This is a genomic window from Actinomycetes bacterium, from assembly GCA_035489715.1.
Taxonomy (GTDB): Bacteria; Actinomycetota; Actinomycetes; order JACCUZ01; family JACCUZ01; genus DATHAP01.
In genome coordinates this window covers 1-21,426 of record DATHAP010000105.1, presented here as the reverse complement: position 1 = coordinate 21,426, position 21,426 = coordinate 1, and the positions used below count along the sequence as shown (strand labels likewise).

Sequence of the window (21,426 nt, the reverse complement as noted above, 5' to 3'; positions counted from 1 at the left end):
GCCGAGCACGGCTGACCGGTAGCCTCGCAGCCGTGCTCAGCCCGTCCGGACCGTCCGCCCTCCGGCCGTCCGGGCTCCCTCCACGCAGCGCCGCGGAGCTCACCGAGCACCTCGGGGACCGGCTGGCCGCGTTCGAGGCCGGCACCGTGCCCGAGGCGACCGTGACCGGCGTCACCCTGGACTCCCGCGCGATCCGTCCGGGCGACCTCTACGCCGCGCTGCCCGGCTCCAGGGCGCACGGCGCCCAGTTCGCGGGCGCCGCAGCGGCGGCGGGCGCCGTCGCCTGCCTCACCGACGTCGACGGCCGGGCGGCAGCCGGGGCGGCCGGCCTGGCGACGTACGTCGTCGACGACCCCCGCCACGTCCTCGGCGAGCTGGCCGCCTGGGTCTACGGCGGCCCGGCCGAGCAGCTGACGACGATCGGCGTCACCGGCACCAACGGCAAGACCACCACCGCCTACCTGCTCGAGTCGGGCCTGCGGGCCGCGAGCTCAGGGAGCACCGGCCTGGTCGGCACGATCGAGACCCGGGTCGGCGACGAGGTCGTCGACAGCGTGCGCACCACGCCCGAGGCGCCGGACCTGCAGGCGCTGCTCGCGGTGATGGTGCAGCGCGGGGTCGGGGCGGTGGCGATGGAGGTGTCGAGCCACGCGCTGGTGCTCGGCCGGGTCGACGGCACGGTCTTCGACGTCGCTGTCTTCACCAACCTCAGCGAGGACCACCTCGACTTCCACGCCGACCTCGACGACTACTTCGCCGCGAAGGCGTCGCTCTTCACGCCCGAGCGGTCGCGGGTGGGGGTGGTCGACGTCGACGACGAGTACGGCGCGCGGCTCGCCGCGTCGGCCGGAGTCCCGGTGGTGACCTTCTCGTCCGCCGGACGTGCGGCCGACTGGCGGGTGACCGACCCGGTCGTCGGGCCGCAGGGCTCGACCTGGACGCTGCTCGGCCCGGCCGGCGAGGAGGCCGCCTGTTCGACCGCCCTGGCCGGCGACTTCAACCTGGCCAACGCGGCGATCGCGGTGGTCGCGCTGGTGACGGCAGGCGTCGACCTGGCGGCGGCCGCGGCCGGCGTGGCCGCGTGCCCCGGCGTCCCCGGCAGGATGGAGCGGGTCAGCGGCGACGCCGACCCGGTGCTCGGGCTCGTCGACTACGCCCACAGCCCCGACTCCCTGCAGCGGCTGCTCGCCACCTGCCGCAAGCTGGCCGGCGCGCACCGGGTGCTCGTCGTCGTCGGGGCCGGGGGTGACCGTGACCCGCACAAGCGGCCGGCCATGGGCGAGATCGCCGCGCGGGACGCCGACGTCGCGGTTTTCACCAGCGACAACCCGCGCTCGGAGGACCCGCTCGCGATCATCGCCGCCCTGCGCACCGGCTCCGACCGGGTGCCCGGCGCGCACGTCGAAGTCGCCGCCGACCGGCGGGCCGCCATCGAGCAGGCCGTCGGCGCCGCCCGGCCGGGAGACGTGGTCGTGGTCGCCGGCAAGGGGCACGAGCGCGGCCAGGAGGTCGCCGGCGTCGTGCACCCCTTCGACGACCGTGAGGTCCTGCGCGGGGCACTGGGGCTGGTGCGACGGTGATCCCGCTGCGGCTGGCCGACCTGGCCGGTCTCGTGGGCGGGGTCGTGGACGCGGGCCACGACGACGTCCTGGTGACCGGCGGCGCCTCCGTCGACTCGCGCGCGGTCCCGACGGCCGGCCTCTTCGTGGCCGTCGTCGGCGATCGGGTCGACGGGCACGACTACGCACGGGCGGCAGCCCACCAGGGGGCCGCGGCCGCCCTCGTCACCCGCCCGGTCGACGTGCCCCACGTGCTGGTGCCCGACGTCGTCGTCGCCCTGTCCCGGCTGGCCCGCTGGCTGGTCGACCAGCTCACCCCGAGCGGCATGCTGGTCGCCGGGGTGACCGGGTCGTCGGGCAAGACGTCGACCAAGGACCTTCTCGCCCAGCTGCTCGCCGCCGCCGGCCCCACCGTTGCCACCCGTGGCAACCTCAACAACGAGATCGGGCTGCCCCTCACCGTGCTCGAGGCCGACGCGACGACCCGCCACCTGGTCCTGGAGATGGGTGCTCGCGGGCCCGGCCACATCGCCGACCTGTGCCGCACCGCCCCGCCGCGGATCGGCGTGGAGCTCAACGTCGGGGCGGCGCACGCCAGCGAGTTCGGCAGCAAGGAGGCGACCGCCGCCGCCAAGGCCGAGCTCGTCGAGGCGCTGCCGCCGGCCGCGTCCGGCGGGGTCGCGGTGCTGAACGCCGACGACCCGCTCGTCGCCGCGATGGCGACGCGCACGTCCGCGCGGGTCGTCACGGTCGGGCTCGACCCGACGGCCCAGGTCCGCGCTGAGCAGGTCCGGCTCGACGGCCGGGGCCGGCCGACGTACGTCCTCATCGCACCCGGCCACGACCCGGTCCAGGTGACGCTGCCCCTGCACGGCGCGCACCACGTGGGCAACGCGCTGGCCGCGGCCGCCGTCGCGCTGGAGGCGGGTCTTCCGGCGGCCGAGGTGGCCGGCGTCCTGGCCGCTGCCCGGCCGGCCAGCCGCTGGCGGATGGAGGTCACCGACCGCGACGACGGGGTCACCGTCGTCAACGACAGCTACAACGCCAACCCAGAGTCGGTGCGGGCCGCGATCGAGGCGCTGGCCGCGATGTCGGCCGGCCGGCGGTCCTGGGCGGTGCTCGGCGAGATGCTCGAGCTCGGCGCGGCGTCCGCGGCCCAGCACGAAGAGGTGGGCAGACTGGCCCGAGGCTCGGGGGTCGCGCGCGTGGTCGCCGTGGGGGACGGCGCCCAGGGGGTCCACACGGGAGCGCTGGCCGCCGGTGCCGCCGACGGAGAGGAGTCGCTGCTCGTGTCGGACGTCGACGCGGCGGTCGCGCTGCTCGAGGCGCAGCTGCGCCCGGGTGACGTCGTGCTGGTCAAGGCCAGCCGGGGCGCCGGGCTCGACCGGGTGGCTGCCGCGCTGCTCGCCGACGGCGGTGATGCCTCGTGAGGCAGGTGCTGCTGGCCGCGTCGCTCGGCCTGCTCGTCACGCTCTTCGGCACGCCGGTCGCGATCCGCGGGCTGGTGCGGCAGGGCTACGGCCAGCTGATCCGCGACGACGGCCCGACCTCGCACCACACCAAGCGCGGCACCCCCACCATGGGCGGGGCGGTGATCATCCTCGGCACCCTGATCGGCTACTTCGGCTCGCACGCCCTGACGTGGAGCCAGGCGACGGTGTCAGGGCTGCTCGTCCTGTTCCTGATGACCGGGCTCGGGCTGGTCGGCTTCCTCGACGACTACATCAAGGTGGCCAAGCAGCGCAGCCTCGGGCTGAAGGCGTGGGCCAAGCTCGGCGGCCAGATGGTCGTGGCAGTCGTCTTCGCGATCCTGGCCATGAACTACCCCGACTTCCCGACCGACTTCACGCCCGCGTCTACAGAGGTTTCGTTCATCCGGGACACCGGCCTGGTGCTGGGCCCCGTGCTTTTCGTGGTGTGGGCCTACATCATGATCGCCGGCACGTCGAACGGCGTGAACCTCGCCGACGGCCTGGACGGCCTCGCGACCGGCGCTTCGGTGATGGTCTTCGGGTCGTACGTCCTCATGGGCATCTGGCAGTTCAACCAGAACTGCGCGATCACGCAGACCGCCAAGTGCTACGAGGTGCGCGACCCGCTGGACCTCGCGGTGGTCGCCGCGGCGATCATGGGCGCCTGCTTCGGCTTTCTGTGGTGGAACGCGTCACCCGCCAAGATCTTCATGGGCGACACGGGGTCCCTCGCCCTCGGCGGCGCGCTCGCCGGTCTCGCCATCACCACCCGCACCGAGCTGCTGCTCGTGCTCGTCGGTGGCCTGTTCGTCCTCATCGCGCTGTCGGTCATCCTGCAGGTCGGCTTCTTCAAGCTGACCGGCAGGCGGGTCTTCCGGATGGCTCCGCTGCAGCACCACTTCGAGCTCGTCGGGTGGGGCGAGGTCACCATCGTCATCCGGTTCTGGATCATCGCCGGGCTGCTGGTCGCGCTCGGGCTCGGCGTGTTCTACGCCGAGTGGGTCGCCAGCGTCGGATGACCGGCCACCCCGTCCCGCCGCTGCCCGCCGAGCTGACCGAGGGACCCGTGTGCGTGGCGGGTCTGGGTGTCGCCGGGCGGTCGGCCGCGCGCTTCCTGGCCCTGTGCGGCGTGCCGGTCGTCGCGGTCGACGCGCGGGACCGCGCCGACGAGCGCGAGGTGGCGGCCGACCTGCGCGCACTGGGCGCCGACGTGCGTCTCGGCGCGGAGGCGGCCGGCGCGCTGCCGCAACGCACGACCCTCGTCGTCACGTCACCCGGTTGGCGGCCGGACCAGCCCCTGCTCGTCGCCGCCGCCCACGCGGGCGTGCCGGTCTGGGGCGATGTCGAGCTGGCCTGGCGGGTTCGCCGCACCGACGCGCCATGGCTCGGGGTGACCGGGACCAACGGCAAGACGACCACGGTGCAGATGCTCGAGTCGATCCTGCGCACCGGCGGCCTGCGGGCGGTCGCGTGCGGCAACGTCGGCCTGCCGGTCCTCGACGCGGTCCTCGCCGACGACCCCTACGACGTGCTGGCCGTCGAGGTGTCGAGCTTCCAGCTGCACTGGACGCGGACGGTCGAGTTCCGCGCCGCGGCGATCCTCAACATCGCGCCGGACCACATCGACTGGCACGGCTCGCTCGAGGCCTACGCCGAGGACAAGGCCCGGGTCTGGCGTGGCGCGTCTTACGCCGTCTACAACGCCGACGACCCGGTGGTCAGCGAGCTGGCCCGGCAGCACGACGACACCCAGGACTTCACGATCGGCCCGATCGGGCACCACTGCCTCGGCGTGCAGGACGGGCTGCTGCTCGACCGCTGCTACGGCCTCGGGCCCGACGAGATGCAGCACGCGTACGAAGGGGCAGACGGCGCAGACGGTGCCGTGCTCGCCGGCCTCGAGGACGTACGTCCGCCGGCTCCGCACAACGTCGCCAACGCGCTGGCAGCGGCCGGGCTCGCACGGGCGCTCGGCCTCGACGGCGTGCACCGCGTGCCGATCCCGGCGATCGCCGAGGGGCTGCGCCGCTGCTCGCCGGGGGCGCACCGCATCGCGCACGTGGCGACCGTCGACGGCGTCGACTACGTCGACGACTCCAAGGCGACCAACCCACACGCGGCGACGGCGTCCATGCGGGCGTTCGCCGACGTGGTCTGGGTCGCCGGCGGCCTGGCCAAGGGGGCCACCTTCGACGAGGTGGTCGCCGGCGCCGCGGGGCGCCTCCGCGGCGTCGTGCTGATGGGCCAGGACCGCGCGCTGGTCGCCGAGGCGCTCGAGCGACACGCGCCCGAGGTCCCCGTCGTCGAGGTGTCGCGCACCGACACTGGTGCGATGGACGACGTGGTGCGCGCGGCGGCCGGGCTCGCCGAGCCCGGCCACACCGTGCTGCTCGCGCCGGCTTGCGCGTCGATGGACATGTTCCGCGACTACGCCGCTCGCGGTGACGCGTTCGCGGCGGCGGTCCGGCGGCTGGCCTCGTGACCACCGTCCCGTCCACGGCGACGCGGCGCGCCGCCGCGCCGGGCCGGGCCGACGACGCGAGTCCGGACGACACCGACCACGCCTACCGCGCGCTGCTCGACCGGGCCGCCACGCCGTACTACCTGCTGCTGGGCGCGAGCGTGCTGCTGCTGGTGCTCGGCGTCGTCATGGTCTTCTCGGCGTCGAGCGTCACGGCGTTCGCCTTCCTCGGCTCGTCGCTGGCGATCGTGAGCAAGCAGGCGATGTGGGTGGTCATCGGGCTGCCCCTGATGTTCCTCGCGTCGCGGCTGCCGGTGCGCGCGTGGCGGCTGGCCGGCTACGTCGGCATGGCCACCTCGCTGGCCCTGCTCGTCCTGGTCGCCGTCGCCGGCACCGAGGTCAATGGCAACCGCAACTGGCTCGACTTCGGCGGCCCGTTCCGGATCCAGCCCTCCGAGCTGGCGAAGCTGTCGCTGATCCTGTGGGGCGCCGACCTGCTCGCGCGCAAGGAGCGTCTGCTCCACCAGTGGAAGCACCTGCTGGTGCCCCTGGTGCCGGTCGGCGGCGGCGTGCTCGGGCTGGTCCTGCTCGGCGGCGACCTGGGCACCGCGGTGATCCTGGCGGCGATCCTCGGCGCGCTGCTGTGGACCGCTGGTGCCCCGGCCCGGCTGTTCGCCTTCGCGGTCGCGCCGGCCGGGCTGCTGGTGGTGTGGATGGTCAACGCGCACTCCTACCGGATGCAGCGCATCACCGACTGGCTGCACCCCGACCAGGCCGATCCGCTCGGGGCCGGCCTGCAGGCCCTGCACGGCAAGTTCGCCCTCGCCTCCGGGGGCTGGTGGGGCGTCGGCCTCGGCGGGTCGAAGGAGAAGTGGGGCGCGCTGCCCGAGGCGCACACCGACTTCATCTTCGCGATCATCGGCGAGGAGCTCGGCCTGGTCGGCACGCTGGCCGTGCTGACCCTGATCGGGGCGCTCGGCTACGCCGGCCTCCGGGTCGCGATCGCGGCGACCGACCCCTTCGTCCGGCTGGCCGCCGCCGGCGTCACGGCCTGGCTGCTGGTGCAGGCGCTGGTCAACATCGGTGCGGTCCTCGGTCTGCTGCCCATCATGGGCGTGCCGCTTCCGCTGGTGTCCTACGGCGGCTCCGCTCTGGTGCCGACGATGCTCGGCATCGGCATGCTGCTGTCCTTCGCCCGGCGGGACCGCAAGGAGGCGGCCCGGGCCGACGGCGGCGGCACCCCGCGCACCGCCCGAGTGCCCCGGACCCGCCGAGAGGCGGCGCGGTAGCCGTGCACGTCGTCGTCGCCGGGGGCGGGTCCGCCGGCCACATCGAGCCTGCCCTGGCCTTCGCCGACGCGCTGCGCCGGCGCGACCCGTCGGCGCAGGTCACTGCGCTGGGCACCGAGCGCGGCCTGGACACCCGGCTGATCCCGGCCCGCGGCTACCCGCTGCGGCTGATCCCGCCGGTGCCGATCCCGCGGCGCGACCCGGTGGGGCTGCTCAAGGTGCCCGCCCGGCTGAGGGCGGCGGTATCGGCCGCCGAGGCGGTGCTGCGGGCGGTCCACGCCGACGCCCTGGTGGGCTTCGGCGGGTTCGTCGCCGGGCCGGCCTACCTCGCCGCCCGGCGGGCCAAGGTGCCGATCGTGGTGCACGAGGCCAACCCCCGGCCCGGCTGGGCCAACCGGCTGGGCGCTCGCCTGACGACGTACGTCGCCACCTCCTTCCCGGGCACGCCGATCCGGCACGGCCGGCTGGTCGGGCTGCCGATCCGGCAGGCCGTCGCGACGCTGGACCGAGCGGCCCGGCGCGGCGAGGCCCGCGCCGCCTACGGGCTGGACCCGGACCGGCCGACCCTGCTCGTGACCGGCGGCTCGCAGGGCGCCCGCCGGCTCAACGACGCGGCGGCCGGCGCGGCCGGCCACCTCCGCAGCCAGGGCGTGCAGGTGCTGCATGCGACCGGCCCGGCGCAGACCGTCCAGCTGCCCGAGGTGACCGACGCAGCGACCTCCCCGCCGTACGTCGTCCTGCCCTACCTGGACCGGATGGAGCTGGCCTACGCGGCCGCCGACCTGGCACTGTGCCGGGCCGGCGCCAACACGGTCGTCGAGCTGACCGCGGTCGGGCTGCCGGCGGCCTACGTGCCGCTGCCGATCGGCAACGGGGAGCAGGAGCTGATGGCCCGCCCCGTCGTCGAGGCCGGCGGCGGGCTGCTCGTCGACGACGCGTCGTGCACGCCGGAGTGGGTGCGGTCGACGCTGACCCCCCTGCTCACCGACCCGGGCCGGTTGGCGACGATGTCCGCGGCCGCCGCGTCGTCCGGGCGCCCCGACGCGGACGACCGGCTGGTCGACCTGGTGCTCGAGGCGGTCGCGGGGCCGGGCGGGAGGAGGGCGTCGTGACCGACCTGCGGCCCGCCGGAGAGGCACCCGCTGCGCCTCCCGCGGATCCCCCGGCTCCGCCGCTGCCCGCCGAGGAGCTCGGCCGGGTGCACTTCGTCGGCATCGGCGGCGCGGGGATGTCCGGCATCGCGCGGATCATGCTGGCCCGGGGCCTGCCGGTGTCGGGCAGCGACGCGAAGGACAGTGTCGCCCTCGCCGCGCTGCGCGCCCTCGGGGCGACCGTCCACGTCGGGCACGCGGCCGAGAACGTCGGTGCCGCCGACACGGTCGTGGTCTCCACCGCGATCCGGCCCAGCAACCCCGAGCTGCTCGCGGCCGACCAGCGCGGCCTGCGGGTGATCCACCGGGCCACCGCCCTCGCCTCGGTGATGGTCGGCCGGCGCGCGGTAGCGGTCGCCGGCACCCACGGCAAGACGACGACGACGTCGCTGCTCACCGTCGCGATCCAGCACTGCGGGGCCGACCCGTCGTTCGCGATCGGCGGCAACCTCAACGAGTCCGGGGCCAACGCGCACAACGGGTCGGGCGACGTCTTCGTCGCCGAGGCCGACGAGAGCGACGGCTCGTTCCTGCTCTACTCGCCGTACGCCGCGATCGTCACCAACGTCGAGCCGGACCACCTCGACCACTACGGCACCGGCGAGGCGGTGGCGGAGGCGTTCGAGCGGTTCGCCGAGCGGCTCGAGCCGGGTGGCTTCCTCGTCGCGTGCGCGGACGACGCCGGGTCGGCCCGGCTGGCGGAGATGGCGCGGGCGGGAGGAGTAGACGTACGCACCTACGGCGAGAGCGTCGGAGCCGACCTGCGGCTCGACGGCCTGGTCACCCGCGGCCTGGGGTCGTCCTTCGAGGCGGTGCTGCGCGGCCGGCGGCTGGGCCGGGTCGAGCTGCGGCTGCCCGGCCGGCACAACGCCCTCAACGCGGCCGCCGCGCTGGCCGTGGGGGTCGGCCTCGGATTCCCTGTGGAGCGGCTCCGCGAGGGGCTGGCCAGCTTCAGCGGCACCCGCCGGCGGTTCGAGCACAAGGGCACCGTCGGGGGGGTCCGGGTCTACGACTCCTACGCCCACCACCCGACCGAGCTCTCGGCCGACCTGGCCGCGGCCCGGGACGTCGCCGACGGCGGCCGGGTCGTCGTGGTGTTCCAGCCGCACCTGTTCAGCCGGACCAAGTTCTTCGCCGAGGACTTCGGCCGGGCTCTCGGCCTGGCCGACGAGGTCGTCGTCATGGACGTCTACGCCGCCCGCGAGGACCCGGTGCCCGGCGTCACCGGGGCGCTGGTCGCGGCAGCCGTGCCGCTGCCGCCGCAGCAGGTGGTCTTCGAGCCGTCGTGGTCGGCCGTGGCGGGCCACCTGGCCGATCGCGCCAAGCCGGGCGACGTCGTCATCACCTGCGGTGCCGGCGACGTGACGATGATCGGCCCCGAGGTGCTGGCCCGGCTGGAGCCGCAGCGGCCGGAGGGGGAGTCGTGAGCACGTCGACCCGGGTGTCCACGTCGATGCCCGAGCGGGTCGCCGAGCGCGACCGGTCGCGGCGGCGGACCCGGCTGGTGGTCGGTCTCTCTCTCGTCGTGGTGGCCTCGCTGGTGGCCGGCACCGGCTGGCTGCTGCTGGGATCGAGCGTCTTCGGCGTCGAGACGGTGGACGTCACAGGCATCTCACGCCTCGGCCCGGACCAGGTGCGCGACCAGGCCGCGATCGAGCGCGGCACCCCGCTGGCCCGGCTCGACACCGAGGGCATCGTCGACCGAGTGGGTGACCTGCCGGCGGTGCTCGGCGTCGAGGTGACCCGCGACTGGCCGTCCACCGTGGTGATCCGGGTGACCGAGCGGGTGCCGGCCGCGGTGCAGGCGCGGGGAAGGGACTGGGCGCTGGTGGACCGGACCGGCGTCGTCTTCGGCACGGTGGCCCGCCGGCCGCGCGACCTGCCGCGGATCAGCGCTCCGGTCACGGCGGGCGCGCCGGCCCTGCGCGCCACGCTCGACGTGCTCGACGCCCTGCCGGCGCCCGTGCGCGAGCAGGTCCGCGAGGTCCGGGCCGCCAGCCTGGAACGGGTGACCCTGCGGCTCACCCGGGGCCGGAGCGTCGCGTGGGGGAGCGCCGAGCGCCCTGAGCGCAAGGCCGCCGTGCTCACGGTGCTGCTCACCCGCAAGGCCAGGGTGTACGACGTCAGCGCGCCCGACAGCCCCACCACCACCCACCGCTGAGCCGCCCCGGCGTCGACGCGCGGCGAGTGCGACGCGGCCGCGGCGGGAAACCGTGTCGGCGTGTCGGCGTGTCGGCGCGTCGGTCGTTGAGTCGGGGCACCCCCGCCCTTACCGTCCTCGCAACCTCGAAGTTGACATAACTATAAGGCTCAACTGAAGGGTGAGGGTTCCGGAACGGCCGGGGTCCGCGCAGCCGAGCGGGAGAGAGGCACGACGTGGCAGCACCGCAGAACTACCTCGCGGTCATCAAGGTCGTCGGCATCGGCGGCGGCGGTGTCAACGCGGTCAACCGGATGATCGAGGTCGGGCTCAAGGGCGTCGAGTTCATCGCCATCAACACCGACGCCCAGGCACTGCTGATGTCCGACGCCGACGTCAAGCTCGACGTCGGGCGCGAGCTGACCCGGGGGCTCGGCGCGGGCGCCGACCCCGAGGTCGGCCGCAAGGCCGCCGAGGACCACGCCGAGGAGATCGAGGAGGTCATCAAGGGGGCCGACATGGTGTTCGTCACCGCGGGCGAGGGCGGCGGCACCGGAACCGGCGGCGCGCCGGTGGTGGCCCGAATCGCCCGTTCGCTGGGCGCGCTGACCATCGGCGTCGTGACCCGGCCGTTCGGCTTCGAGGGCCGCCGCCGGGCCAACTCCGCCGAGACCGGCATCGACGAGCTCCGCGAGGAGGTCGACACGCTGATCGTCATCCCCAACGACCGGCTGCTCTCGATCTCCGACCGCAACATCTCGATGCTCGACGCGTTCAAGTCCGCCGACCAGGTGCTCCTGCAGGGCGTCTCCGGCATCACCGACCTGATCACCACTCCCGGCCTGATCAACCTCGACTTCGCCGACGTCAAGTCGGTCATGTCGGGGGCCGGATCCGCGCTGATGGGCATCGGCTCCTCGCGCGGCGACAACCGCGCGGTCGAGGCGGCCGAGATGGCGATCTCGTCGCCGCTGCTCGAGGCGTCGATCGACGGCGCCCACGGCGTGCTGCTGTCCGTCTCGGGCGGCTCGGACCTCGGGCTCTTCGAGATCAACGAGGCGGCCCAGCTGGTGGCCGAGGCGGCGCACGCCGAGGCCAACATCATCTTCGGTGCGGTCATCGACGACGCGCTCGGCGACGAGGTGCGGGTGACCGTCATCGCCGCCGGCTTCGACGGCGGTACGCCGCGGCGGGCCGTGCCTGCACCGGCGCGGCGGACCGAGCCGGCGGCGGCCGCGACACCGGCTCCCGCGGGCCGGACCGACGCGACCGGCACCACCTTCGAGCGCAGCGGCGAGCGGCCCGAGGGCGACCGGGTGCCCGAGCCGGCGATGGCCGGCGCGCACCGCAGCGCGCACACCGAGCCGACCGACCACGACCGAGCGGCCGACCGGTCGATCGAGCTCGGCCGCGAGCCGGCCCGGTCGCGCACCATCGTGTTCGACGACAACGACGACCTCGACGTCCCGGAGTTCCTCCGCTAGGTCGGCCCCCGAGACAGGACCGGCCGGCGAGCCCCGCAGACGGGCTCGCCGGCCGGTCCTTCCATCTGCCGCGGATCTGCCTGCCATCTGCCCGCCGTCGCCGGACCGTGCCCCGTCCCGCGACGACGTCGGTCCGTAGGCTCGGGCGGGTGCTGCACGACGAGGGCGGGTCGCTCGGACCGGCGCGCTACGCCGTGACCGACCGGTTCGGCGGGGTGAGCCGGGCGCCGTACGACGCCCTGAACCTCGGCGATCACGTCGGCGACGACCCGGCCGCCGTGAGCGACAACCGGGGCCGGCTCGCCGCGGCCCTCGGTCTGGCGCCGGGCCGGCTGGCCTTCATGCGGCAGGTGCACGGCACCACGGTCGCCGTCGTCGACGCCGACTCCGACTCCGGCCCGCCCGAGGCGGACGGGATGGTCACCACCGGGCGAGGGCTCGGGCTGGTCGTGCTGTCCGCCGACTGCGTCCCGGTGCTGCTGGCGGCGCCGGGACCGCGCGGACCGGTGATCGCGGCCGCTCACGCCGGGCGCAGGGGGGTGCGGTCCGGCGTCGTGACCGAGGCGGTCGCGGCGATGCGCCGGCTGGGTGCCCGGGTGGAGGAGGGGCAGGCGCACGTGGGCCCGGCGGTGTGCGGGCGGTGCTACGAGGTGCCGCCCGCCCTGCAGGCCGAGGTGGTCGCCGACGTTCCGGCCGCGGCCTGCTCGACGCACGACGGTACGCCTGCGCTGGACCTGCCGGGTGCGGTGCTCCGCCAGCTGGTGGCCGCCGGGGTGCCCGACCCGGGCCGGGACGAGACCTGCACCGTCGAGACGGCCAACCTCTACTCGCACCGCCGTGAGGGCGTCACGGGGCGGCTCGCCTCGGTGGTCTGGGTGCCGGCGTGAGCGCCGGTCCGACCTGCCCTGGCGGCGGGGCCGAGCGTCGCGCGGAGATCGCCGCCAACCTGGCCGCGGTCGAGCGGCGGATCGCTACCGCCTGCGCGGACGCCGGTCGGGACCGGGCCGAGCTGACCCTGGTCGCGGTCACCAAGACGTTCCCGGCCGAGGACGTCGGTCATCTGGTCGCCCTCGGGGTCCGCGACGTGGGCGAGAACCGCGACCAGGAGGCCGCCGCCAAGGTGACGGCCTGCCGGGACGCGGGCGTGGTGGACGTGGTCTGGCACTTCGTCGGGCAGCTGCAACGCAACAAGGCCGGGTCGGTGGCGACGTACGCCGACGTCGTGCACTCCGTCGACCGCCTGCGCCTCGTCGGCGCGCTGGACCGGGCGGCGGCGACCGCCGGGCGCCGGCCCACGGCGCTGGTCCAGGTCGACCTCCGGGACGAGCCCAGGGACGACGGCCGCGGCGGCGCGGCACCCGCCGACGTGGTGGAGCTGGCCGCCGCCGTCGCTGCCGCCGACCGGCTCGTCCTGGGTGGCGTGATGGCGGTAGCGCCGGCCGACGGCGACCCGGACGTCGCCTTCGGCCGGCTGGCCGAGGTCGCCGGCCGGCTCCAAAACCACCACCCGGACGCCGTCGCGGTGTCGGCCGGGATGAGCGGCGACCTCGAGGCGGCCGTCCGGCACGGCGCGACACACCTGCGCGTCGGCAGCGCATTGCTCGGTTCACGCCCACCGCTCGGGTAGCGTTCCCGGGAGCGGCGAATGCGGAGTTCGTCACCTTGATGTGGAGGGCACAGGCATGGCCGGCGCGATGCGCAAAGCAATGGTCTACCTCGGCCTTGTCGAGGAGGACGACCGCTACGACTACGAGGGCTACGACGACGAGGGCTACGACGACGCGACCGAGGGCCACCACGAGCCCCGCCATGCGGCATCGAGGTCGGTGGCCTCGATCGGCGGCGAGCGGCATGGCTCGGTCGCCACGATGCCGGAGCGCCGCCCGGCCGCCGGCGGGTCGCGGCCGTTCGACCGGATCACCACGATCCACCCGCGCACCTACAACGAGGCCAAGCAGATCGGCGAGAGCTTCCGCGAGTCGACGCCGGTGATCATGAACCTCTCCGACATGGACGACTCCGACGCCAAGCGCCTGGTGGACTTCGCGGCCGGGCTGGTCTTCGGGCTGCGGGGCACCATCGAGCGGGTCACCAACAAGGTCTTCCTGCTCTCGCCCGCCGACGTCACGGTCACGGCCGAGGACAAGGCCCGGATGGCCGAGAGCGGCTTCTTCAACCAGAGCTGAGGCGCGGGTGAGCCCTTCGCCCGTCGGCCAGGTCCTGATCCTGGTCCTGTGGCTGTTCCTGATCTTGCTCATCGCCCGGCTGGTGCTGGACTACGTCCAGATGTTCGCCCGGTCCTGGCGGCCGCGCGGGCCGATGCTGGTGATCGCCGAGATCATCTACACGATCACCGACCCGCCGCTGCGGGCGCTGCGCAAGGTCATCCCCCCGCTGAAGATCGGGTCGGTGAGCATCGACCTGAGCTTCCTGGTGCTCTTCGTCCTGGTGAACATCGGCATCTGGCTGGCAGGGTATTTGTAAGTCACACCAGGTCATGCGCCACAATGGCCCGCGAGACCGGACCAGACGAGTCATGACAGGCTCGACCCAGGGAGACGACCCTGGGACCAACCCGAGGAGACTGGCAGAGGTGACGTCATGCCGTTGACCCCCGAGGACGTGGCCAACAAGCAGTTCACGAGCACCCGGCTCAAGCCTGGCTACGACGAGACCGAGGTCGACGAGTTCCTCGACGAGGTCGAGGCGGAGCTGACCAGGCTCTACCGGGAGAACGACGAGCTGCGCTCCAAGCTGGCGAGCGCCGGCCGCGGCGAGGCCCCCAGCGCGCCGCCCCAGGCGGTTCCGAGCGGCCCCAGCGAGCAGGAGCAGCGACTCGGCCGGGAGAACGAGGACCTGCGCTCCAGGCTCGGCGCCATGCAGCGCCAGCTGGCCGAGGCGCAGTCCCGCCCCGCGACGACCCAGCAGGTGGCGCCGCCGGCTCCCCAGCCCACCCCGGCCGCACCCGCCGCCCAGCAGGGCGGTGGTGCCTCTGAGACGGCGACCGGCATCCTGGCGCTGGCCCAGCGCACCGCCGACGAGCACATCGCCGAGGCGCGCACCCAGGCCGACCGGATCATCAGCGAGGCCCGCACCCGGGCCGACCAGCTCAAGCGCGAGGCGGAGGACAAGCACCGCCAGACCATCGGCTCCCTGGAGACCGAGCGGTCCAGCCTCGAGCGCAAGGTCGAGGGCCTGCGGGCTTTCGAGCGCGAGTACCGCGGCCGGCTCAAGTCCTACCTGGAGGGCCAGCTGCGCGAGCTCGACAGCCGCAGCAGCGAGGCGCCCGGGCAGCAGGGCCAGGCCTCGCAGGTCGGGCAGGGCCAGCCGGGCGTCCAGGGGCAGCCCGGCCAGCCGGGTGGCGCGGGGCAGCCCGGCGGGCGCAGCCCGTTCGCGCCGGGGGCCCCGGTCGGTGGCGGCGACTCGCCGGCCGGCCCGCCGCAGCAGCCCGGCTCGGGCTTCGCGCTCGACGACGGCGAGCGGCGCGGCTGACCGTCCCGGACACGCAACGACGCCGGTGGGCCCCGAGGCTCACCGGCGTCGTCCGTCTGTAGCGGCTTGGGGCGGCTCGGGCGGGCTCGTCGTTCCGGTCAGCTGCCGGTGGCCGCCAGCCGGCGGAACGGGTCGCGGGCCGGCGGGGTCGGCAGGGTGATCCGGGTGCCCTCCGCGGTCAGGCCGCCCAGGGCCAGCACGGCGGTGAGGACGGACAGGGTGGTCTCACCGGCGTCCACGCCGGCCTGGGTGACCATCACCCGGTAGATCGTCACGTAGTGCTTGGCCGGGGTGTCGTAGCTCCAATCCACCGACCCCAGGTGCGAGGCGGTGCCGTGGGTGCCGCTGGGCCCGTTGAACGGCCCGTCCCAGATCTGGATGCCGGCCGGGCCGGCGGAGAAGCGGCCGTCCAGCCCGACGTCGTTGCGTCCGGCCGACGCGAGCAGCTCGCGGGTCTCGCGCTCGGCGAGGACCAGGGCGGGACGGACATGGCTCGAGAGGGCCGGGATGGCGATCACGCCCTCCTTCAGGCGGAGGCCGACCACCGAGGGCCCACCGAGCGGTACTACGTGCAGAGTCACCGCTACCTCCCGAATCTCTGTCCGACGTCACGGGAAGTATCGGTCCGTACCCCCTGCCCAGTTCATGCGGCCGAACGGGTGAATTCCGGTAACACCACGTCGCCACGCGGGGAAGCGACCCGCGGGAGACCATCGGGATACCGAACCTTTACCCGAAGCACCGACGTCACTGCGCCGACCGGGTGAGCGTGAAGCGCAGACCGAGAGCATCGTCGCTGTGCACGTCGGTTCCCTCCAGAGCCGCCTCGGTGAACGAGGTCGCCAGGACCTCACCGGCGACCAGCCCGGCGTGCTCGCGCAGCGCCTCGCCGACCTCGCCGTCGGCCGCCCAGGCCAGGTCGATCCGGTCGGTGACCTCGAGCCCGCCGGCCTTGCGCGCCTCCTGGACCAGCCGCACCACCTCGCGGGCCAGGCCGGCCCGGCGCAGCCCCGGCGTCACCGTCAGGTCCAGGGCGACGGTCTCACCCCACTCGGTGGCCACCGCCCAGCCCTCTCGGGGCGTCTCGGTCAGCAGCACCTCCTCGGCCGACACCTCGATCTCGGCCCCGTCGACGACGACGGAGGCCCGCCCGTGCTCGCGCAGGGCTGCGGCCAGCTGGTCGGCCGGCGCGGCGGCCACCGCCGCAGCGACCTTCGGGGTGTCCTTCCCGAAGCGCTGGCCGAGCGCGCGGAAGTTGCCCTTGGCGCTGCGCTCGACCAGGTCGCCGGCCAGCTCCCCGAAGCCGAGAACGTTGAGCTCCTCGGCGACCTGGCGCTGCAGCTCGTCGGGCAGCTCGGCCCAGCCGCGCGCGCCGACGAGGGCCCGGCCCAGCGGCTGGCGGTTGCGCACCTTGGACCCGGCGCGGGCCGACCGGCCCAGCTCGACCACCCGCCGGACCAGCGCCACCTGGGCGGCCAGCCCGTCGTCGACCAGGGCACCGTCGACCTGCGGCCAACGGGACAGGTGCACCGACTCGGGCACGTCCGGCCCCCACGGGCGCACGACGTCCTGCCAGATCCGCTCGGTGACGAAGGGCACCAGCGGCGCCATCAACAGCGTCAGCACGTAGAGGCACTCGTGCAGGGTCGCGAGCGCGGCCGGGTCGCCGTCCCAGAACCGGCGGCGGGACCTGCGGACGTACCAGTTCGACAGGTCGTCGATGTACGCCGCCAGCAACCGGCCCACCCGCTGGCTGTCGAACTGCTCGTACGCCGCGGTGACCTCCTGCACCAGCCGGTGCGCCTCGGACAGGGCCCACCGGTCCAGCGCCGGCCTCTCGGCCAGCTCCGGCCACGGACCGCCGGCCGGCGACCAGTCGTTGGCGCCGGCGTACAGCGTGAGGAAGGACGCGGTGTTCCAATACGTCAGCAGCGTCTTGCGGACGATCTCCTGCAGCACTCCGTGGCCGATCCGCCGGTTCGCCCACGGCGAGCCACTGGCAGCCATGAACCAGCGCAGCGCGTCGGCGCCGTGCTCGTCCATGAGGGGCATCGGCTGCAGCACGTTGCCCAGGTGCTTGCTCATCTTTCGGCCGTCCTCGGCGACGATGTGGCCGAGGCAGAGCACGTTCTCGTAGGACGACCGGTCGTGCACCACCGTGTTGACGGCCATAAGCGTGTAGAACCAGCCGCGGGTCTGGTCGATCGCCTCGCAGATGAACTGCGCGGGGAAGGCCGCGGCAAACGTCTCCTCCGAGCCCGGCGCGTGCGGGTAGCCCCACTGGGCGAAGGGCATCGAGCCCGAGTCGTACCATGCGTCGATCACTTCGGGCACCCGGCGCATGGTCCCGTCACAGCCGTCGGCCGTGCACGGCAGTGTCACGTCGTCGACGAACGGCCGGTGCGGGTCCAGCTCCGAGAGGTCGGTGCCGGCCAGCCCACCCAGCTCGGCCAGCGACCCCACGCACACCAGGTGCGCGTCGTCCGTGCCGCAGCGCCAGATCGGCAGCGGCGTCCCCCAGAACCGTGACCGCGACAGCGCCCAGTCGATGTTGTTGTGCAGCCAGTCGCCGTAGCGGCCCCACTTGATCGTGTCCGGGAACCACGCGGTCCGCTCGTTCTCGGCGAGCAGCGCGTCCTTGACCTGGGTCGTGCGGACGTACCAGGACGGCAGCGCGTAGTAGAGCAGCGCGGTGTGGCAGCGCCAGCAGTGCGGGTAGGTGTGCTCGTAGGCCAGGTGCCGGAGCAGCAGACCGCGGGACTCGAGATCGCGGACCAGCGCCTTGTCGGCGTGTTTGAAGAACTCGCCGCCGACCAGCGCGACGTCCGGCGCGAAGTGGCCGTCGGGCTGCACCGGGCGCACCACCGGCAGCCCGTACGCCCTGGCGACCGCCATGTCCTCGGCGCCGAAGGCCGGTGCCTGGTGCACCAGGCCGGTGCCGTCCTCGGTGGTGACGTAGTCGGCCAGCACGACGAGGTGGCTCTGGCCCTGCCCGTCGGCAGCCTCGGGCCACTCGACGAGCTCGAACGGCCGCTGGTAGGTCCAGCGCTCCATCGTGGCGCCGAGGAAGGACTCCACCACCGTCCAGCCCTCGCGATCCCCTCCCAGGACCGCCCCCACCAGTGGCTCGGCGACCACCAGCACCTCGCCGGTCTCGTCGCTGCGCGCGGCCACGTAGGTGACGTCAGGGCGCACGGCCACGGCCGTGTTGGCGACCAGGGTCCACGGCGTCGTGGTCCACACCAGCAGACCGGCCGTCCCGGCGTACGGCCCGCCGGTCAGCGGGAAGCGCACGTAGACCGACGGGTCGACGACGGTCTCGTAGCCCCCCGGCTGGCCGAGCTCATGGTCGGACAGCGTGGTCTCGCAGCGGGGGCAGTAGGGCGCGACCCGGTAGTCCTCGACCAGCAGCCCCTTCTCGTGGATCCGCTTGAGCGACCACCACACGCTCTGCACGTACTCGGGGTCCATCGTGCGGTAGGGGTCGCTCATGTCGACCCAGTAGCCCATCCGCTCGGTCATGGCCTCGAACTCGCCGACGTGGCGCAGCACCGACTCGCGGCAGCGGGCGTTGAACTCGGCCACCCCGAACGCCTCGATGTCGGCCTTGCCGGAGAAGCCGAGCTCCTTCTCGACGGCGATCTCGACCGGCAGCCCGTGGCAGTCCCAGCCCGCCTTGCGCACCACGTGGTACCCGCGCATGGTCTGGAACCGCGGGAAGACGTCCTTGAAGACCCGGGCCTCGACGTGGTGGACGCCCGGCATGCCGTTGGCGGTCGGCGGGCCCTCGTAGAAGGTCCACGGGTCGCTGCCCTCGGTCTGGGCGAGGCTGCGGGCGAAGGTGTCGTTCTCCCGCCACAGCGCCAGGATCGCCCGCTCCATCGCCGGCAGGTCGACCTGCGGGGGGACCGGCGTGTAACGACCGCTCACGGGAGGGGCTCCTTCGTCGGCGCCGCCGGGTGCCGGCGGGTGCTCGGTGAAGGGACGACGTCCGGCCGGTCGCCGGGCTCCGCGGTACCACCCTCCTTGGCGGTCGGCGCCGTCACCGGCGCGGCCACCCACTTCGTTCGTCCTGCTGCCGGTTCTAGTGACCTCGCCGCTGGCGTGCGGCGGGCGTTCTTCCGGCGGCTCGGGGGTGATGGCCCGTCGTCGCCTCGCAGGTACGTGGGTGGAGCCTACCGAGGACACGGCGAGGGGCGCCTCCCGGAAACGGGAGGCGCCCCTCGGACGTGCGTGCGGGCTCGGATCGGGTCGGTCAGGTGCGGTGCGCCCGCAGGCGGGCGAGCCGACTGCGACGGTGCTGGTTCTCGCTGAGCTGCTGGCTCACGGCGGTGACGACCTGGCTGACGAATGCGGTGCTGACCATGGCGGGCTCCTCGGTGGGGGGCGGTTCCTGACTCCTCCGACGTTAGGCATGGCCGGGGCCGCCGACGACCGGGACAGCACCATGTCTGCGGGGTGCTGGCACCACCCCGGAGGTTCCTCCGGGCACACCTCGGTGGGCGGCCGGCACCCTCGTCGGCGCCCAGGCACCGACCTAACGTCAGGAGGTGTCCGGACGAGCCGGACCACCACCCAGGAGCTACAGATGACCACCACCTCCGCCGCCGCCCAGCCGCTCGAGTCCGTTCGCGCCGACTGGTCCGCCGCCGACGAGCAGTTCTTCCGGATCACCGCTGAGCTCTTCGCCCCCGACTTCGCCCAGGGCGCCGGCGTGCTGCTCGCGAGCTACGACCCGGAGCCGGTCCCTCCCGACCCACGGCCCGCGACGCCCACCGTCCCCGCGGCCCGGTCCGCCTCGGCGGCGACGGCAGCCCACCGGTGACGAGGGTCACCCGAACCCGCATCGTGCGGCTGACCCCACCCGGGCACCGGCGCCGGACCGGCATGCTGGAGCCCGGAGGTGTGCCCGACGTGGAGGGCGTGTCGGTGGGCGAGGACGGCGAGGACGGCGAGCACGGCGTGCTCGTGCGGGTCCTGGTCGTCGACGACCAGGCCCCCTTCCGGCGCGCCATGCGCAGCGTCGTCGAGGAGACCGACGGCTTCGAGGTGGTCGGCGAGGTGGACTCCGGCGAGGCCTCGCTCGAGGCGGCCGCGGCCCTGGCGCCGGACCTGGTCCTGATGGACGTGCACCTGCCGGGCATCGACGGCCTGGAGGCGACCCGGCGGCTGGCCGCGCTGCCGGTGCCACCCGTCGTGCTGCTGCTGTCGACGTACGACGACGACGCCGGTGAGGGGTTCGTGGCCGAGTCGGGCGCCGCCGGCTACGTCACCAAGTCGGCGTTCGGGCCGGACCGGCTGGAGAGCGCGTGGTCGTCGGCGTCGTCCGCCGGCGCGCCCTGACGCGGCCCTCGGGCCAGCCGGCGCAGCTCGTCGAGCGCGGTCGTCGCGGCGGCACGCTCCGCGCCGAGGTCCGGCGCCGGAGCGGTCCCGTCCCCGACCGACGCCGAGACCGCCCGCAGCCGCTCAGGCAGCGGCGCGAGATGGGGCAGGACGGTCTCGCGCAGCGCGACGGCGAACCTGGCCTTCTCCTCGTCCCTTGCCAGCACCAGTCGCCGTCGTGACTCCGCCAGCGCCGTGGTGCGGCGGGCCAGCTCGGCGACGTCTGCGGTGAGCTCGGTCTCGAGCCTCAGGTTGCGCAGTGCGATCGCGGTCTGCGCCAGCAGGTCCTCGACCAGGCTGCGCTCCGCGGGACGCAGCGGGCGCCCCGGCGGCATCCCGACCCCCACCCGGCCCAGTCGCTCGCCGCGGTCGTGCACGACGAGCTCGGTGCTCTCGCCGCCCGGCGTGTCAGGTCCCTCGGGCGCGGTCGGCCACCGCTGCGCCACCTCGCCGCCGCCGGGCAGCTCCAGCACCGCCGTCACCTCCCGCGCGCCGGTGGCCTCGCCGACGGCCTCGGCGACGTTGTGCAGCAGGTCGACGACGCCGGGCGCGCGCTCGAGGCTGCGGCCAAGGTCGGCCAGCGCCTCGTACGGCGCGGCCCGTCGCCCGTAGGCCAACCGGTCGGCGAGCCGGACCAGCACGTGCCGCAGCGGCTGGAAGGCCAGCGCGACCGCCGCGGTGGCCAGCAGGGACGGCCAGAACGCCTCACCCACCCAGGTGGGCAGCAGCCGGCCGACCACGACGACCAGCAGCGTCCAGCCGGCCGCGACGACCACGGTCGACAGCGTCAGCAGGATCGCCCGGCTGACCACCAGGTCCAGGTCGTAGAGCCGGTAGCGCAAGATCGCCAGGGCGGCGCCCACGCCGACGGCGACGATCGAGAGCTGCAGCGGCAGGACGCGGGCCCAGCCGAGGAGTCCCGAGTCCCACGGCAGGAACGCCGCCAGGACGAAGCACACCGCCACCATGGATGCGGCGACCGCCAGCCAGCGCAGC

General features: G+C 74.4%; 19 protein-coding genes. 16 read left to right on the top strand and 3 right to left on the bottom strand.

What is annotated here, in order from left to right:
- Positions 1 to 32: 32 nt before the first annotated feature.
- From VK640_08330 to VK640_08265, 14 genes are all read left to right on the top strand, one after another.
- On the top strand, positions 33 to 1,580 hold the full coding sequence (locus tag VK640_08330; protein ID HTE73191.1) for a UDP-N-acetylmuramoyl-L-alanyl-D-glutamate--2,6-diaminopimelate ligase: 1,548 nt from the start codon (positions 33 to 35) through the stop codon (positions 1,578 to 1,580).
- Positions 1,577 to 2,989, top strand: coding sequence for a UDP-N-acetylmuramoyl-tripeptide--D-alanyl-D-alanine ligase (gene murF, locus VK640_08325; protein ID HTE73190.1), 1,413 nt, complete (start codon positions 1,577 to 1,579; stop codon positions 2,987 to 2,989). The genes VK640_08330 and murF overlap by 4 nt, the downstream gene beginning before the upstream one ends.
- On the top strand, positions 2,986 to 4,050 hold the full coding sequence (mraY, locus tag VK640_08320) for a phospho-N-acetylmuramoyl-pentapeptide-transferase (GenBank protein HTE73189.1): 1,065 nt from the start codon (positions 2,986 to 2,988) through the stop codon (positions 4,048 to 4,050). Before murF ends, mraY begins: the two co-directional genes overlap by 4 nt.
- Positions 4,047 to 5,513 carry a UDP-N-acetylmuramoyl-L-alanine--D-glutamate ligase gene (gene murD, locus VK640_08315; protein HTE73188.1) on the top strand — a complete coding sequence of 489 codons (1,467 nt, stop codon included), beginning with the start codon at positions 4,047 to 4,049 and terminating at the stop codon, positions 5,511 to 5,513. The genes mraY and murD overlap by 4 nt, the downstream gene beginning before the upstream one ends.
- Positions 5,510 to 6,781, top strand: coding sequence for a putative lipid II flippase FtsW (gene ftsW, locus VK640_08310; GenBank protein HTE73187.1), 1,272 nt, complete (start codon positions 5,510 to 5,512; stop codon positions 6,779 to 6,781). The genes murD and ftsW overlap by 4 nt, the downstream gene beginning before the upstream one ends.
- Positions 6,782 to 6,783: 2 nt before the next feature.
- Complete coding sequence (gene murG, locus VK640_08305; GenBank protein ID HTE73186.1) at positions 6,784 to 7,893, top strand: undecaprenyldiphospho-muramoylpentapeptide beta-N-acetylglucosaminyltransferase; 1,110 nt, start codon at positions 6,784 to 6,786, stop codon at positions 7,891 to 7,893.
- A gap of 5 nt (positions 7,894 to 7,898) precedes the next feature.
- The gene (gene murC / locus VK640_08300; protein HTE73185.1) at positions 7,899 to 9,359 is read left to right on the top strand and encodes a UDP-N-acetylmuramate--L-alanine ligase; all 1,461 of its coding nucleotides are present in this window, start codon (positions 7,899 to 7,901) and stop codon (positions 9,357 to 9,359) included.
- Positions 9,356 to 10,093, top strand: coding sequence for an FtsQ-type POTRA domain-containing protein (locus tag VK640_08295; GenBank protein HTE73184.1), 738 nt, complete (start codon positions 9,356 to 9,358; stop codon positions 10,091 to 10,093). The genes murC and VK640_08295 overlap by 4 nt, the downstream gene beginning before the upstream one ends.
- A gap of 215 nt (positions 10,094 to 10,308) precedes the next feature.
- The gene (ftsZ, locus tag VK640_08290; protein HTE73183.1) at positions 10,309 to 11,556 is read left to right on the top strand and encodes a cell division protein FtsZ; all 1,248 of its coding nucleotides are present in this window, start codon (positions 10,309 to 10,311) and stop codon (positions 11,554 to 11,556) included.
- A 149-nt stretch (positions 11,557 to 11,705) separates the two neighbouring features.
- Positions 11,706 to 12,443, top strand: coding sequence for a peptidoglycan editing factor PgeF (pgeF, locus tag VK640_08285; GenBank protein ID HTE73182.1), 738 nt, complete (start codon positions 11,706 to 11,708; stop codon positions 12,441 to 12,443).
- Positions 12,440 to 13,183 carry a YggS family pyridoxal phosphate-dependent enzyme gene (locus tag VK640_08280; protein ID HTE73181.1) on the top strand — a complete coding sequence of 248 codons (744 nt, stop codon included), beginning with the start codon at positions 12,440 to 12,442 and terminating at the stop codon, positions 13,181 to 13,183. Before pgeF ends, VK640_08280 begins: the two co-directional genes overlap by 4 nt.
- Before the next feature lie 55 nt (positions 13,184 to 13,238).
- On the top strand, positions 13,239 to 13,742 hold the full coding sequence (gene sepF, locus VK640_08275) for a cell division protein SepF (GenBank protein HTE73180.1): 504 nt from the start codon (positions 13,239 to 13,241) through the stop codon (positions 13,740 to 13,742).
- Positions 13,743 to 13,749: 7 nt separating this feature from the next.
- The gene (locus VK640_08270) at positions 13,750 to 14,040 is read left to right on the top strand and encodes a YggT family protein (GenBank protein HTE73179.1); all 291 of its coding nucleotides are present in this window, start codon (positions 13,750 to 13,752) and stop codon (positions 14,038 to 14,040) included.
- 117 nt (positions 14,041 to 14,157) lie between these two features.
- Positions 14,158 to 15,048, top strand: coding sequence for a DivIVA domain-containing protein (locus VK640_08265; GenBank protein ID HTE73178.1), 891 nt, complete (start codon positions 14,158 to 14,160; stop codon positions 15,046 to 15,048).
- Between the two features lie 98 nt (positions 15,049 to 15,146).
- Here the strand turns inward: VK640_08265 and VK640_08260 are convergent, their stop codons facing one another.
- Together VK640_08260 and ileS are read right to left on the bottom strand one after the other, a co-directional pair.
- Positions 15,147 to 15,566, bottom strand: a complete 420-nt coding sequence (locus tag VK640_08260) for a hypothetical protein (GenBank protein ID HTE73177.1) — start codon at positions 15,564 to 15,566, stop codon at positions 15,147 to 15,149.
- Positions 15,567 to 15,795: 229 nt separating this feature from the next.
- Complete coding sequence (ileS, locus tag VK640_08255) at positions 15,796 to 18,978, bottom strand: isoleucine--tRNA ligase (GenBank protein HTE73176.1); 3,183 nt, start codon at positions 18,976 to 18,978, stop codon at positions 15,796 to 15,798.
- 658 nt (positions 18,979 to 19,636) lie between these two features.
- Between ileS and VK640_08250 the strand changes: the two genes are divergently transcribed.
- The gene (locus VK640_08250) at positions 19,637 to 19,873 is read left to right on the top strand and encodes a hypothetical protein (protein ID HTE73175.1); all 237 of its coding nucleotides are present in this window, start codon (positions 19,637 to 19,639) and stop codon (positions 19,871 to 19,873) included.
- Positions 19,870 to 20,391: a response regulator transcription factor gene (locus tag VK640_08245; protein HTE73174.1), complete on the top strand. Its 522-nt coding sequence runs from the start codon at positions 19,870 to 19,872 to the stop codon at positions 20,389 to 20,391. The genes VK640_08250 and VK640_08245 overlap by 4 nt, the downstream gene beginning before the upstream one ends.
- Here the strand turns inward: VK640_08245 and VK640_08240 are convergent.
- On the bottom strand, positions 20,313 to 21,426 hold a 1,114-nt coding region (locus VK640_08240; protein ID HTE73173.1), incomplete at its 5' end, for a hypothetical protein. The two genes, VK640_08245 and VK640_08240, sit on opposite strands and share 79 nt — an antisense overlap.